12 protein-coding genes are annotated in these 15,605 nt (G+C 49.6%); 7 read left to right on the top strand and 5 right to left on the bottom strand.

Going from position 1 to position 15,605, the window contains the following annotated elements; all coding sequences use genetic code 11:
* Window positions 1-51 precede the first annotated feature (51 nt).
* Window positions 52-480: a DivIVA domain-containing protein gene (locus WH45_RS04240; RefSeq protein WP_046213153.1), complete on the top strand. Its 429-nt coding sequence runs from the start codon at window positions 52-54 to the stop codon at window positions 478-480.
* A gap of 287 nt (window positions 481-767) precedes the next feature.
* On the opposite strand, the gene WH45_RS04235 is transcribed toward WH45_RS04240, so the two are convergent.
* The 3 genes from WH45_RS04235 to WH45_RS04225 form a co-directional block, all read right to left on the bottom strand.
* A complete protein-coding gene (locus WH45_RS04235) occupies window positions 768-1,655 on the bottom strand; it encodes a TetR/AcrR family transcriptional regulator (protein WP_046213152.1) in 888 nt (295 codons plus the stop codon).
* A gap of 146 nt (window positions 1,656-1,801) precedes the next feature.
* Window positions 1,802-4,924, bottom strand: coding sequence for an efflux RND transporter permease subunit (locus tag WH45_RS04230; protein WP_046213151.1), 3,123 nt, complete (start codon window positions 4,922-4,924; stop codon window positions 1,802-1,804).
* Window positions 4,917-6,407 carry an efflux RND transporter periplasmic adaptor subunit gene (locus WH45_RS04225; RefSeq protein ID WP_046213150.1) on the bottom strand — a complete coding sequence of 497 codons (1,491 nt, stop codon included), beginning with the start codon at window positions 6,405-6,407 and terminating at the stop codon, window positions 4,917-4,919. The genes WH45_RS04230 and WH45_RS04225 overlap by 8 nt, the downstream gene beginning before the upstream one ends.
* Window positions 6,408-6,731: 324 nt before the next feature.
* Between WH45_RS04225 and WH45_RS23540 the strand changes: the two genes are divergently transcribed.
* Together WH45_RS23540 and WH45_RS04220 are read left to right on the top strand one after the other, a co-directional pair.
* Entirely contained in the window at window positions 6,732-6,890 is a 159-nt protein-coding gene (locus WH45_RS23540; RefSeq protein WP_156075147.1) for a hypothetical protein, read from the top strand.
* A gap of 317 nt (window positions 6,891-7,207) precedes the next feature.
* A complete protein-coding gene (locus WH45_RS04220; RefSeq protein WP_046213149.1) occupies window positions 7,208-8,485 on the top strand; it encodes a TolC family protein in 1,278 nt (425 codons plus the stop codon).
* Between the two features lie 191 nt (window positions 8,486-8,676).
* Here WH45_RS04220 and WH45_RS04215 read toward each other — a convergent pair whose 3' ends face one another.
* Complete coding sequence (locus WH45_RS04215) at window positions 8,677-9,939, bottom strand: MFS transporter (RefSeq protein ID WP_046213148.1); 1,263 nt, start codon at window positions 9,937-9,939, stop codon at window positions 8,677-8,679.
* Between the two features lie 386 nt (window positions 9,940-10,325).
* A complete protein-coding gene (locus tag WH45_RS04210) occupies window positions 10,326-11,291 on the bottom strand; it encodes a S8 family peptidase (RefSeq protein WP_046213147.1) in 966 nt (321 codons plus the stop codon).
* Window positions 11,292-12,012: 721 nt separating this feature from the next.
* On the opposite strand from WH45_RS04210, the gene WH45_RS04205 reads away from it, so the two are divergent.
* The 4 genes from WH45_RS04205 to WH45_RS04190 all read left to right on the top strand — a co-directional run bounded on the left by WH45_RS04205 (window position 12,013) and on the right by WH45_RS04190 (window position 15,584).
* A complete protein-coding gene (locus tag WH45_RS04205; protein ID WP_046213146.1) occupies window positions 12,013-12,699 on the top strand; it encodes a GntR family transcriptional regulator in 687 nt (228 codons plus the stop codon).
* 76 nt (window positions 12,700-12,775) lie between these two features.
* On the top strand, window positions 12,776-13,519 hold the full coding sequence (locus WH45_RS04200; protein ID WP_046213145.1) for an ABC transporter ATP-binding protein: 744 nt from the start codon (window positions 12,776-12,778) through the stop codon (window positions 13,517-13,519).
* Window positions 13,516-14,406, top strand: a complete 891-nt coding sequence (locus tag WH45_RS04195) for an ABC transporter permease (protein WP_046213144.1) — start codon at window positions 13,516-13,518, stop codon at window positions 14,404-14,406. The genes WH45_RS04200 and WH45_RS04195 overlap by 4 nt, the downstream gene beginning before the upstream one ends.
* Window positions 14,407-14,507: 101 nt before the next feature.
* Complete coding sequence (locus WH45_RS04190) at window positions 14,508-15,584, top strand: ABC transporter substrate-binding protein (protein WP_046213143.1); 1,077 nt, start codon at window positions 14,508-14,510, stop codon at window positions 15,582-15,584.
* Window positions 15,585-15,605 lie beyond the last annotated feature (21 nt).

Here is a 15,605-nt window from a genome sequence, read left to right as displayed (position 1 = left end):
TTATAGACAGATAAAGTACTTGTGCGAACAGGGATGAGGGGAATGATAAACATGGCTGTAGATGAGAATTATCAGCGCAAGCTGGAGGATCAGAAGCGGTTATTCAAGCAGCTGGGGATCAAGTTTGATGCTTTGACGATTCATGAAAAGGATTTTACGACCAAGATGAGAGGATACTCACAGGAAGAAGTGGATTTCTTTCTGGACGATGTCATCCTCGACTATGAGCGCTTTTACAAGATCATTACGGATCTGCTCGATAAATACAATGAGCTTCAGCGCCGTCAAACGTATGAAAAAGAGCGTGTTATGGCAGAGAAGGAACGCATCCATGAAGAAAAGGAACGCGCCTTTGCCAGAGCCCAGGCCCTGGAGAATGGTGTGGATAAGAGCGTGGTAACCGAAGCGATCCTCAGTCTGGAACGCACGATTGCCCAGATGCGTGCCCGTCTGCAGGAAGATCGTTCGGATAAATACTGAATATCGGTGCAAGGCAGCAGTTCCACTGCGGATAGCGTGGAGCTGCACATAAGCTCCTGATCTGCAGGTGTCGATATTGCTGCTGTGCGCAGTATATCAGTATATTCCCAAAAAAAGCTGTATTCCTCTAAGGGAATACAGCTTTTTGGCGTATCACATCGGATTCCGTGTGATATAGAAAACGGACAGGTGAACGGTGTTTCAGTGCGGACGGCGGGCGGTCTATCGTACGATGAGGCGAGCCGCCGACAGAGTTTGCCTGTTTGCTTTGTGCCGATTACTGGCGATCAGACAGCCAGTATTTTTTTCAATCTTGCGCAGTCTTCTGCAAATACAGGCTGCTGCTCCAGAAACTGCAGCATTGCCTTGATCAGGCCGGAGCGGAGACGTTCAGCGGTAATCTCCTGTTCCAGAGTGGATAATACCTGCCAGGTTTCTTCCTTTTCCTCATCCGGCAGATGAAGATGATGCAGACTGCGCTTGAGGCTGAGCAGCAGTTCGTGAATCATGATTCCTTTGAAAACCGGGCTGTCCTGGATGTCCTGCTGTCCGATCTGCATTTCCTGGCAGTTCCAGATCGGCTTGTATCCATGATCGAACATACTCGCAGCCATCCAGTCGACCATTCTCGCCAGATAGCCGGAGAGTTCGGATTGATCGAGATTCGATTTGACACCGATAACCGGCAGAAACATATACTGCATAAGCAGTCCGCGAATCAGGAAAATAATATCGTACACATAAGGTTTGACCTTGTCGCCGTAAATATCCACGAGACAGTCGGTGCTCCATTGATTCAGCCGAAATTCCAATCTCAGGCATTCTTCGAGCAGCTTTTCATTTTGCAGGATGCTTTTATCATGCACGGACATCATGACCGAGTGGATTTTGCTTTCGAGGGTGCTTTCCATATGCACCTGAATAAAGCTGGCAATTTTCTGCAGCGGCTCGACCTCTGCAGAAGCATAAAAACGGAAAATATGTTCTTCCACAATCTGCGAATGTGCTTTTACCGTCGCGATCAGTACATCTTCCTTGCTTTGAAAAAACTTGTAAAAAGAAGCTTTGGCCATTCCGCTTTCTTTGGCGATTTCGTCAACAGATGTTGCCGTATATCCTTTTTCGGAAAAAAGTCGAACCGCTGCCTCGATAATATCTTCTTCTTTGCTTTTCAAGGGCGCTTCTCCTTCCACATATAATAAGCCAATAAAATACAGAAAACGGACCCTTGCTGTAGAGTCCGTTTTCGATCCGGAAGGAGCCGGCTTACACGTCCGGCTCCTTCCGTTTACTATGTTGGGATGATACCCGTCAATCGGAATTATACTTTGGGTGCAGCGTTAAGCTTTTCTCTCCGTCTTTGTTTGCGTTCCATTTTGCGTGCCTGGCGCTTGTCCTTGGAACGAGCGACAACCATATAGAGAGATGGAACAACGAACAGAGTCAGAATGGTCGAGAAGATCAGACCGAAAATAATGACAACTCCGAGCGGGCGGAACAGCAGCTCGCCAACTGTTGCGATTGGAATCATACCGACAATCGCTGTCAGGGAAGTCAGCAGGATCGGACGGAAACGGGCGGAGGCCGCCTGGATAATCGCTTCCTTCAGTTCCATGCCTTCATGTCTGGCATCCTCGATAAACTCGATCAGTACGATACCGTTCCGGACGACGATACCCGCGAGGGCAATAATCCCCATGACCGACATAAAGCCGATTGGTGTACGTGTCAGGAACAAGCCGAGAATACCACCGGCTGCTGCCAGATACACCGTCGTCATGATGATGAGCGGAATCGACAGGGAGTAGAACTGAATTACGATCAGAATAAAGATCAGGAAGACAGCAACAACGAACAGTTTACCCAGGTCACCAAATGTATCTGCCTGGTTGGACGTTTCACCGCCAATTTCCCATGTGTAACCTTCAGGGAAATTCAGCTGCTGCAGCTTCGGCTGGATCTCCTGCATAACTTCGGTAGCTGTACGTCCGTTGACGTCAGCTTCGATCGTGTTGACACGCTGTAGATCATAACGGTCGATCTGCTGGATGGAGAATGTTGGTTTCATGCTGACGATCTGGGACAGCGGAATCTGTACGCCTGCCGAGTTGGTAATGTTTACCTGCTGCAGCAGTGTGGTCGGGCTGACGGATTGCGAGCCCTTCATGTACACTTTCATATCCACCAGATCTTCGCCATTGTCAAAGTCCCCAACACTCATCCCGCTGCCCATCATCAGGAGGGTCTGGGTCAGATTGCCGTAGGTTACTTTGTAACGGTCCATCGCCTGTTTGTTTACGACAAAATCAAGCGCGTAGTTATCAATACCCATCGTATCGCTAATACCATAAGTACCTGGTGTGTTACCGATAATCTGTTTGATCTGATCCGTCAGACTACGGATCTCTTCCAGATCATCTCCGAGAATACGGATGGATACCGGCTTACCGACGGATACCCCGAGATCGGTTCCGCTTACGGAAGTCTGGATGCCCGGATAATCCTTTTTGAGCGTATCTGCCCACTCGTCGGTCGTCTGGCTGATGTTCATGCCATGCTTACCGGTAATGAGAATCTGCCCGGCATTGGCACTGCCGCCGCCAAGTCCGCTCAAGTTGGTGAACAGCTGGGGAGCGGCGCCGCCGGAAGCATACGCCATGTTTTCAACTTCAGGCTGCTTTTTGAGCCATGCAGCCATGCTCTGGACGATCCGGTCCGTTTCTTGCAGCGATGTACCGGAAGGCAGATTCACATTGATGGTAATCTGCGGATCTTCGGATGTCGGGAACAGCTCTACAGGAGTGAAAGCTGCAAGTCCATAAGCAAATGTACTGACGACCAGACCAATCAGACCGATCAGCAGTGGACGTTTTAATACTTTTGGCATCAGACGGTGTGCGTAGCCATTGCTGACCGCCTGAATCTGACGACCGAGCAGACCGGCAGGCTTGTCGATGTGACGCTTGCCGCGTTCGATCTGACGTTCTTCATACCACTGGCGGAAGATCGGGATGATCGTCAGGGACATGATCATTGACGCCAGCATACAGAGAGAGATGACGGTCGGAATCGGACGAATAAAGGCACCCATATCACCCTGCAGCACCATCAGCGGCAGGAAGGCCGAGATTGTTGCCAGTGTAGCGGTAATAATGGAAATGGCCACTTCCTTGGTTCCTTTGATCGAGGCATCCGTCGGATTCTCTCCGAGCGTAGACAGCCTTCGTTCAATATTGTCATTGACGACGACCGCGTCATCGACCAGAATCCCCAGTACGATGATCAGACCGACAATCGTAATCTGGTTCAGTGTAATGCCGAGCCCCGGCAGGAAGATCAGGCCGAGCGCAATCGAGACCGGAATGGCAAGGGCCACAAATCCGGCGGTGAGCAGGTTCATACCGAGCGTACAGATCAGGATAACCGCTGCGATAGCGATCAGCATTTCCTTGATCAATCCACCAAAGATCCGCTCCACTTCGTCATTCTGTGCAAACAGGGAGACGATTTTGACATTGGCCGGCAGTGTCTTTTTAAGAGAATTCATTTTCTCGGTCAGACGTTCGTTCATTGTTGGTACGTCAGAACCAGTCTGGCTGCTGATATCCAGTGAAATGGAAGGAACACCGTTGTAATAACTTAAGTAGGATTCCGTTTGCTTGAGCAGCTGTACATCGGCTACATCTTTGAGGTAGACCGGTATGCCTGCTTCAGTCTGGAAGACTACAATATCCTTTAATGTATTGTAGTCGGTTGCCTTATCAACCGTCAGCTGATAAGAGCGATTCTCATAAGTAATATTACCTGTAGGTACACGGTTGTTCTCGGACTGGATTGCCTGTCGTATCGTTTCCCAGGAGATATTGTACTGCTGCAGCTTGGCCATATCGAGATCGATACGTACCTGCTGATCCGGAATCCCCTGGATCTCAACGCTGGTGATACCAGGTACGGACCGGAGCTGGTCACGCCATGTATTCATCAGATCGCTAAGACCATAGATGTCTTCTTTGGTTTTGCCGTAAATAGCAAAGGACTGGACAAAAGTGGATGTCAGGTTATCATTAACGACCGGTGTATCGGCATCGGTCGGCAGTTCCGCCTGCGCATCTTCGACTTTGCGGCGCAGTTCATTCCATGTATCCTTGGCATTTGCATCATCCTCGGCCTGAACGGTAATCGTCGAGATTCCGTTTCCCGAGGTGGAGGAGATCGTTTTGAGATTGGTAACCTCTTTGATCTTCTGCTCCAATACCTCCGTAACGGTCTGTTCCATCAATTCCGGTGTTGCACCAGCGTATGTAGTGGTAACAAGAGCCGTTTTGACAACGATATCCGGCATGAGCTGCTTTGGCATCTGGGCCAGCTGCGTGACACCGAACAGGATCAGCATAACGAAGAAGAGAAGGGTGATTTTACGCTTGCGGACAAAGTAATTAATCATTAGCTTTGGCCCCGCTGTTCGCATTGTTGGCAGCAGGAGCAGCAGCCTGGTTGTCCTGTGCTTTGCCCACTGTCAGATCATCTCCATCAAAGAGACGGTCTGCACCGCGGGTAACGACTTTATCGCCTACTTTCAACCCGCCGACGATTTCGTAGCGGTTATTGTAGAGATTGCCGAGTTTGACGGTCGTTTTGACAGCTTTGCCGTTGACTTCCTTGAATACATACGGATCACTGCCGGAGCTGATTACCGCTTCCACCGGCAGCAGGAGTCCCTGTTTGGAGGAAGCCTGGCGGGAAGCACTTACGACCTGACCGGGTTTCCAGTCCGAATTCGGATTGCTGATCGCAACTTCCACATTGATGGAACCGGTACTTTCGTTGGTCTGCGGATACAGTTTGGACACCTTGCCGGTACGGACTTCATCGTACAGACTGATGCTTACTTCCTGTCCGACTTTCCACTGTGCAATCTCGCTATCCGGAATCGGCAGCAGCACTTTGAGACGATTCATTTCACCGATGGTGAATACTTCCGTACCTGCACTCACCGTCTGGCCTTCGGAAAGCTGCTTGGTTAGAATAACACCGGAAGCAGGAGCTTTCAGATTCGCACGGGACAGTTTGAGCTTGGCTGTATTGAGAGCAATCACAGCCTGATCATAGCTGGCTTGGGATTGTTCCACACCGGCCTGTGCCTGCTCGAAAGCAGCATTGGCCTGTGCGACGCTGGCCTGTGCATTTTCAATGCCAACCTGTGCCTGTTTGACAGCGGCAGCGGCAGAAGCGCGATCCGACTGGCTGGCGCCTTCGAGAATAAGGGACAGCTGTTCCTGTGCATCCTTGAGGCTTTCGCTTGCGTTAGCCAATGTGGTCTGCGCCTGCTCGTTCTCCTGCTGGGTTAACAGCCCGTTATCGAAAAGGGTCTGTGCGCGGGCAGCGGCCGTTTTGGCCTGATCATAAGCGGTTTGTGCTTTGGTTACTGCATTTTGAGCCTGTGCTTTTTCCTGTGGGCGTTTGCCGGACAGTACGCCTTGCTCGCTGGCACGGGCACTCTCGACCTGTGCCTGCGCAGAGGCCACGCCTGCAGCAGCAGCCTGCTGACCCGCTCTCGCATTGGTCATCGAAGCGCGCGCGCTGGACAATGCAGCCTGTGCAGCAGCGACGGATTGGTTGGCATTTTCGACTTCAAGCTGGATATCCGCCGTATCCAATTGCGCCATTACAGAGCCCTTATTGACACGATCCCCTACATCGCCATTTACAGCAGAGACGGTTCCATTAATTTGAAAGGAAACAGGCGTCTCATCATAAGCAGCGAGGGTACCGGACAGATCATAGACTGCATCCAGTGATTCCTGCTTCACAGTGGCAACCTGAACCGTGCTGGTTGCCGGTTCCACTGCAGCCTTCTCGGTCGAACAAGCAGTCAGACTGACTGCCAGCAGAAGTGCTGTAAAGGCCATAGGCCAGCTCTTCCTCATAATTTCAGTATCCTCCTCTAAACTCCCCAGTTTTTTTTGTACTCTCTAGTTCATGGGTGAATTATAGAATCAATCCACACTACTTGTCAATTGTATCAACAGCCGTTTTTTATGTACTCAATCCCGGGATGTAGATTGAAACTATCAAAAATACGTCCTCGAACCGATGTTAAAATAAAAGCACTTCCATATATAAAGAAAGAAACCGGGGCCATTGTGTCTTTTAATGAAAGAAACATGGCAAGAATATTGTGAATATTGTGTGACTGCAGGTGAGTTTATTGTATAATCGAGATACAAAATATGGAAGGAAGGGTGTTGCACATGAGACCTGATCAAGATCGGAACAGACAGCATGACGGCGAGGAGCAACCTCAGTACCTGGCTGTAAAGCCGCCCATATTACGTGAACGGATGCAATTACTGATCGCAGCAGCGCTGCTTGTAGCTGTTGTCATTATGATTATTGAGTGGCAGTGGTAAAACCGGAAGTGATCATCATTTTCATAACCGAGCAGGAATCTGGGGCTACAGCAGAATCCTGCTTTTTTTAGGATGCGCCGAAACGGCAAAATGGAGAGGAAGCCGTAAGAACGCTGCTTCGGGTGGTTGGAATCGTTAAATTGAGCTATACTAATAGGTGGGCCTTTTAAAAGTTTAACCCATTTATCACGATTATGGTTGATTTATTTCGTTAGGAATGCTAAATTAATTTTATTAGGAATACTAAGTGTTTTTGATTTGCTTACAAAGTCAGTTATATTAATTGGATGAAATATAGGAAAGAAGGTTATTGGTATATGAAAAAAGCAATGGTAGGTGCTTCTGTATTTGCAATGCTGCTTGCTGCAGCGCAGCCAGCAGTACTCGTACATGCAGCAGACAGCACAGCTGCAACAACCACAACAACGGACGGAACAACAGCTGCAGCAGATAGCGCTACAGCCCAGCAACCACAATCCCAGATCTCCGGTGTAAGAGAACCGAAAAAGGTAGACAGCCTGAATCTGGAGAAAGTGATTGATCTGGCGATCAATGACTCTTACAATCTGCAACTGCTGCAATTGAAATATAAAGTGCTGGATCAGCAAAATGCCAGCCTCGGTGTCGACTATATCGATTACATGAACGCTTCTCCGGGCCTGCACTATGAGACAACCAATAAGAGTAATGAAGTATCACTTTCACAGGGTTCCCAGACCGGTCAGACACTCGAAGACAATCTGCGCGATCTGGACACCCAGAAGCTGAACACTCAGCTGCAGGTGGATGAAGCCAAAGAAGGTACAAGACTGGCCATGACCGGTCAATACGTACAGCTGCTTTCCTACCAGAAACAAATTTCCCTGTCCCAGGAACACATTCAGGTACTGACTCGTGATCTGCAGCGTGCACAAACTCTGCAATCCCTTGGTTCCGGAACACAGGAAGATATCGACACAGCAGACCGTGCGCTCAAAACAGAGCAGGATAACCTGACAACCCTGAAAGACACATACCAAAAAACACTGGCAACCCTGTGCTATGATCTGGGTATTGTGTATGATCCGAATCTCAAGCTGGACCCTATCCAGGTAACACTGGAGCCGGCTCCTACAGTGGATGCAGATTCACTGCTGAGCAAATCTTATCAAATCCAGTCTTTGGGTAACAGCGTAGCCAAAGCCCGTACGGATGAAGACAAAAAAATTACCGGTAACAGCTTTGACGAGCAGGCGCTGAAAGCGACCACTCAAATTGCCGAACAGCAGCTGGAACAGGGTAAAGTGACTTATGCCAAAGCGATTCAAACCAATCTACAGGATATGGACACAGCCTTCAAGGATGTTCAGACTTCCCAGCGTCTGGCACAGGATGCCAATGTAGATGGCGTGAACATGCAGATCCGCTACAATGCCGGTGTAACGACCAAGTACGATATGGAAAAACACCAGTATCAGGTGAATGCAGCACAAGCCAAAGCCGAGTTGACACTGATGCAGTACTTTGTACAGCAGGCTAAAGTAAAAGCGATGAGCAATGGTTATATCGCCAACAGCAGCGCTTCTGCTGGTGCATCAGCTTCTGCGGGAAGCTAAGCATCATTCCTCTTGACCTGAGGAATATAGAGAGAACTATGAAATAGAAAACACCTGTCCGATGGACAGGTGTTTTTTTGCGTGCGTATCTTATTAATCCGGTAATCGTCCTTTTGCATGCATATGCCTCAATCCGTATAATGCCCATTCTAATCGACAGGCTGGCTCAGGAGCAAGGTAGAGCAGCCTGGTTATGCCGAGGCACCATTGGTCCATTCATTCAGCTTGCGATCCGATGGCAGCAGGAAAGTCAGTGCACCGAGCAGCGGCAGGAAGCTGCAGATCTGCATCACCGGCGAAATGCCGATCGAATCGATCCAGCTGCCGAGTACGAGTGCTCCGACACCGCCCAATCCAAAAGCAAGGCCGGTAATCAGGCCGGATACCGTACCGATCCGGCCGGGTACGAGCATCTGCGCATAGACCACGGTTACGGAAAAGCTGGACGTAATAATAAAGCCAATAATAGCGAGCAAAATGCCGGTCCAAAGCAGATTAGCATAAGGCAGCAGCAGCGCCAGTGGTACCGCTCCTGCCATCGACAGGAAAATCAGATTCCGTTTACCAAACCGGTCTGCCAGAGGACCGCCAAAAAAGGTACCTACTGCACCTGCAGCGAGAAACAGAAATACATACAGCTGGGCATCCCCAACGCCCAATCCAAATTGTTCGATCAGGTTAAAGCTGTAATAGCTGCCGATCGAAGAGACATACCAGGAACGGACGAATACGAGCAGAATCAGGATGACCATGGCAAAAGCGATTCGGCTTCGCAGCTCCGGACGAATCTTTTCGGGAGTCTGGCGCTTCTTGTGCAGATTCTCATTTTGCAGGGCGCCACCATACCAGCGGGCGATAAACAGCTGCACCAGAATACCGATCGCAGCCACACCGGTAAAGCCGATCGCTCCAAATTGACCATAAGGCACAAAAATCAGCGTCGTCAGCAGTGGAGCGAGAGACTGTCCGGCATTGCCCCCTACCTGAAAGATCGACTGGGCAAGGCCGCGGCGGTTACCGGAGGCCAGATGAGATACTTTGGAGCCTTCCGGGTGAAAGGTAGCCGATCCCAATCCGACAAATACGACAGCGATCAGCACAGCTGTATACGAGCCGGCGAGTGCCAGCAGCAGCATCCCGGTAAACGTAAAAGCCATACCGATCGGCAGCAGTGCCGGAGTGGGCCGTTTATCCGAGAAGAGACCGATAAACGGCTGCATGATCGAAGCGGTAAAATTAATCGTAAAGGCGATCCAGCCAATCTGGGTATAGTTGAGATTCATCGTCTCCTTGAGAATCGGGAAGATCGCCGGAATAACAGACTGCATCGAATCATTGAACAAATGAACAAGCGAAATGGCGAGCAGTACGCCAAATATCGTCTGATTGGCAGAAGGGGGGATATTCCGCTTTTTCGCTTTGGCGGCAGAAGAGGACGCCGTTGATAAGGACACGGGACAGGACTCCTTTTAAATAAAATAATATGTAGATGAAGATATAACTTTTCTTCAATGTACGTTAAATCTGTATTTTAGTATATCAGAATTTGATTAATCATTGAGTGGCGAACGAAAAATACTTTGTGTGACAAGTAAAATAATTGGTATAGTTTTCAAAGCTGTATTAAAGAGACATAATAGCGACTAAAATCGTCTGTTTATCGTCTATCACCTGCTGTTCATCATGGAAGTCCAAAAAGCACATCCGGATGCAGCAAGGCAACGGATGTGCTGGATAGATAAGGGAAGTCAGGTTTATGTTTAGTTCTATACATGCAAAGGAGGCATCAACCGGAATACAGATTCTGTGATATTGATAGCATCAATTAAGAAAGTACGAATCAAGAACGATGCAGCATCTTCACCATCGCTTCAGATTTGAGCACCCCGACCAGCTCATCCAGTGCGGTTAAATACAAAAATCCATTACCTTCCGCACGGGCTGAATAGCCAAGAGGAATTGTCCGGCGAACCAGCTGGGCATACAGCTCCGGCTCTGTCAGTTCCCGTTCAAAGCTGCGATTGGCAATGATTTTGATCAGCGCCATCGCTCCCGATACATGAGGGGTAGCCATGGAGGTACCGCTCAGCGTAGCATATTTGCCATCCGGGTAGGTAGACAGAATATCTTCGCCCGGTGCTACCAGATCAACCTCGGTATTGGTATTGGAGAAGTCGGAAGATTGTCTGGACAGATCGACCGAACCGACGCTGATCACTTCATTATAGTAACCCGGATAGCCATATTCATCGGTCGCTTCGTTATTATCTCCCTCATTGCCGGCAGCGCAGATAACCAGAATATTCTGTTCTACCGCTTTTTGAATCGCTTTATGCATAGCAGGTACATCTTCAGGACCGCCGAGCGACATGGAGATAATATCGACCTTTTGCTGAACGGCATAGTTGATGCCATCGATAATCCATTCATACTGTCCAGAACCCTGTCGATCCAGCACTTTGAGGATCAGCAGATTCGCCTCCGGTGCCACGCCGACTACGCCCGAGTCATTGGATATTCCGGCAATCGTGCCAGCCACATGGGTACCATGACCATTATAGTCCTCATAAATATCCGGATTCCCGTCATCATCTCCGGTAAAATTGCGTCCTCCCTGAATCCTGCCCTGCAGATCCGGATGATCGGTATCACAGCCGGTATCCAGAATAGCGATTGTAATGCCTTCTCCGCGGCTCTGTTCCCATACCTGGGGAGCCTGAATCAACGCAACTCCCTGCGGAGTCTCGTGTACCTGTTCTGCCTGAGCGACCACTTTGTAAGGAATGACTCTCATTTGACCTGCCATTTCGCTTCCTCCTGTCGATAATCGAGATGATGGAGCAATAGAGCACTGAGCAACCAAGTGTGCGGGCTTACAGACGGTAATGAGCCAAGAGCAGCACGGTAGTAATCATAAAGTTGATATGATTGCTAAGTCGTGTTTGGTATATTTTAACAGTCGTGGCTTTAGTAATCTATAAGCAGTTGTCGTTTTTGTGTTCATTTGGGTGGTTGCTGGTTGATTGCGGACAAGGTTGGTACCTCTTTGGACTCTAAGTTCTGAGGTTCCATGCGTATTTGTGGATAGGCATCTGCTTATTTGCTGGGAGTAGGAAAAGTTGAAAGATTGCCGGGTGGAGTTTGGCCGCTGCGAAAAGAGATTCTGCCGCTTCCTCCGGTTAAGAAGGAAAATCTGGATGTACGCTTACAGCGGCCGATTTTCCTGCTTAAATGTCGGGCGCTGGCAGAATTCTCTTTTCTCCGCGAATTACTGCATACAAAATGTTAGTTTACATTACACATAAGCGATTTCCAGCTAATTAAAATTCAATAAATCCGAATAATAAGTAAGTATACATAACGTAAAATGAATATTTAGCAGTATACACAAAGGTTTATACCAGTTTTAGTGCACGAAAATAGAAAATAATACGAATTATGTTATATATATTGACGTTAACTCTGAACCAGACTTATACTCCGTGTAAATAAAGTTGCGAAATCAGGCAGGGAGGAGCGCATGAATATTGGGCCAGGAACAGGAAATCTACTATGCGATCAAGCAGGCCATTATTGAACAGAAAATGCGTCCGAATATGCAGTTGGTTGAAGAAGTGCTGGCCGAGTCATTTGGGGTAAGCCGAACACCGGTACGCAATGTTGTCCGTCGGTTGGCTGCGGAGAAGCTGGTTACGATCGTTCCTTACAAAGGGGCATTTGTATCCTGTCCGACGATTCAGGAAGCCAGGCAGGTATTTGAGATGAGACGTGTGATTGAAGTGGCAGTGGTGCGGAAGGTGTGTCAGCAGTTCAGTCATGATCAGTATGAACGGCTCAGCCGATTGATTGAGGAAGAACATCAGGCACAGCATGATGGGCGGATTTTTGAAGCGATTCGGATAACGGGAGACTTTCACCTCCGGCTGGCGGAAGCGTCGGGCAATGCGTACTATCATCGCTATCTGGAAGAACTGATCTCCCTGTCGTATGTCATCATTGCGCTGTATGGGGAGCAGAAGACCAAATGCTGCCAGGATCATCAGCGCATTTTGGAAAATATCCATCAGGGTCATGCCGAGGCAGCTGAGCAGATGATGCTGGAACATCTGTGGGAGATTGAGAAGGAACTGAATTTTGACGAGCAGCATACACGGTCATTGTCGCTTGCGGATATTTTCCAGGAGCACCGGCAGGTAGGCAGTTCGACGTCCTGACTATTCATTTGCTCCGGATTGTATACAATCTTGGATGCGAAAATTAGACCGATTGTACCCAAAGGAGAGATGCCGTATGAAATTAACAGTTGAAAAGGTACGCAAGAACTTTGGTGAGCGGACGATTCTGCAGGATGTGGATCTGACGATACATGAGAATGAATTTATCTGTATTCTCGGACACAGCGGCTGCGGCAAGTCGACACTGCTGAATATGGTGGCCGGCTACATATTCCCGGATGAAGGCGAGATCAAGATCAACGGCGAGAAGATTCAGGGACCATCCCGGCAGCGCGGCATGGTGTTCCAGGATCATGCACTGTTCCCATGGTGCACGGTACTGGAGAATGTCGCCTTTGGCCCGGAAGTACAGGGAATGCCCAAGAAGCAGGCCCGCAAGACGGCTGCCGAATTTCTCAGCCTCGTCGGACTGGAAGCTTACGGCGCCCATTATCCGGCCGAGCTGTCCGGCGGCATGAAGCAGCGGGTAGGTATTGCCCGAGCGATGGCCAGCCACCCGGATATTCTGCTGATGGATGAGCCATTTGGCGCACTGGATATTCTGACCCGGGACATGATGCAGCGTGAACTGCGGAGATTGTACGAGAAGCTGCGCACTACTATTTTGTTTGTGACCCACAGCATCAGCGAAGCGGTCTATCTGGCCGATCGGGTTGTCGTGATGAAGCATGGTGTGATCGCAGAAGTGTTTGAAATTGGCATTCAGCATCCGCGTTCTTTTGATTCACCGGGATTCGCAGAGACGATGGCCCGGATTGAACGGCTGCTGATGGAAGACGAAGAGGAGGTTAGCGCATGAACGATATCCAGACCACGCTTTCCAAAACAGGCGAGGCAGCAGCACCGGCACTCAAGCTAAGCACGGCTCGCAAGCGTAAAGGAAAAGGCTTCCAGTCCACCGTGGACACGATCAAAAATATAATCCCGTATATTTTATTCTTTGCCATGTGGGAACTGTTTTCCCAGCTGAATGGCCGCCTGCAGATGTTCAATCCACTGTTTCTGCCGGCGCCTTCCCTGCTGATCCATGACGGCTGGGCACTGGCCAAGACGGGAATTATTCTCGATAGTCTGATCGCCAGCTCGATGCGCATTTTCTGCGGATTTGCCTGCGGAGCGACAGTGGCGGTACTGCTCGCGATACTGATGAGCAAATTCTCCATGCTGGAGCGCTGGATGTCTCCTTTTCTGACGCTGGTCAGTCCGATTCCTTCGCTGGCCCTGCTGCCACTATTCATTATCTGGTTCGGTATCGGCGAATTTCCCAAAGTACTGCTGATCGCTTGGACGACATTCGTCCCGGTGTTGGTCAATACGGTGGAAGGCTTCAAATCGGTTCCTTCCACACTGATCCGTTCGGCACTCAGCCTGGGCGCCTCGGAACGTCAGGTATTTACCCGTATCATGATTCCTTCAGCTATTCCCAATCTGCTCATAGGTGCACAGATCAGCTTGGGACTATCCTTTTCCGCATTGATCGTCTCGGAGATGATGGGCGCCGATTCGGGGCTGGGCTATCTGATCGTGGATGCCCGCAATTATTTTAAAGTAACCAATATGTTCGTGGCGATTATTCTGATCGGTATCGAATACAGCCTGTTCGCCCTGCTGCTCAAGCTGCTGGAACGCAAAGTGCTGGCCTGGCGCCGGGGCGGAATGGGCGAGGCGGTCGAAAAGATCAGATAACGACTCGCAGACACAGGATGATTACCCTACAGCCAGACCATCACAGCAGGAGGTATCCCTATACAAAGTACACCAATTCTATATTCAAGGGGGAAATAAAGATGAAGAAGAACTGGCTGCAAATGATTTCGGGTCTGGCAATGGTGACGGTACTGGCAACGGCATGTTCAAGCGGAGGTGGTGCAGACAAAGAAACGGCTGCAGCGAGCAGTGCAGCCGGATCAAGCACAGGGCTGGAGCAGACGGATATTACGTTGGTCGGTGTTCGGGATGCACAGATCTCCTCGCAGCAGATCATTGCCGACAAGCTGGGCTACTTTAAGGAAGAAGGATTGAATGTAGAGAGCAAACTGATCGAGAGCGGCCCGGATATCGGTCCAATGGTCTCCGGCGGCAGTGCGCCGATCAGCATCCAGACCAACTTTATGGATATCATCCTCAAGTCCAACAATATCGGTGTCAAAATCGTCGCTCCACTGGCCCAGATTGCCGGTACACAGGCAGTGGTCGGCTCTTCCCAACTGCAGCTCGGTTCGGCCAAGGATCTGGAAGGCAAAACGATCGGCATCCCGAATGGCGCCGATGTCAAAATCGCCATCGATAATATGGGCAAAGAGCTTGGCGTAGATGTGAGCAAGATCAAATTCGTCAATCTGGCGCCAAGTGACGCGGTGGTCGCGCTGCAAAATGGGGATATCGATGCGATGGCTGCCTGGGAACCCTTTATTACCAAAGCGGTGCAGGGCGGCGGCAAATTCCTGTTCAGTGGTACCAAGAGCGAACTGCCTGACAAAAAAGGCGACGTAAACTGGATGAGCGTGCATACGACGATGCAGGTCACCGATCAATATCTCCAGGAAAATCCAAACACGGTCAAAGCGGTACTGCGCGCACTGAACAAAGCCACCGCTTATATTAATGATCACCGCGAAGAAGCGATCAAGATTCTCGCTCCCGAGCTGCATCTGAGTGAAGCCGAACTCAAGGAAATCATGAACCGCAACGTCTACTCCATGACCGTGGACGATACGTATGTAAATGGAAGCAATGGTCCTGCTGTCGGTAACTACCTGCTGTCTGTCGGTAATATCACATCCATCCCGGCTCCGGCTTCCTATCATGACCTGAGTCTGCTCAAGGATGTGGATGCTTCACTGGTGAAGTCGGATATCAAATAACTGCAGACAGGAGCGTGCAGA

The organism is Paenibacillus wulumuqiensis (assembly GCF_000971965.1).
Classification (GTDB): domain Bacteria; phylum Bacillota; class Bacilli; order Paenibacillales; family Paenibacillaceae; genus Saccharibacillus; species Saccharibacillus wulumuqiensis.
This window is presented reverse-complemented; position numbering and strand designations above follow the sequence as displayed.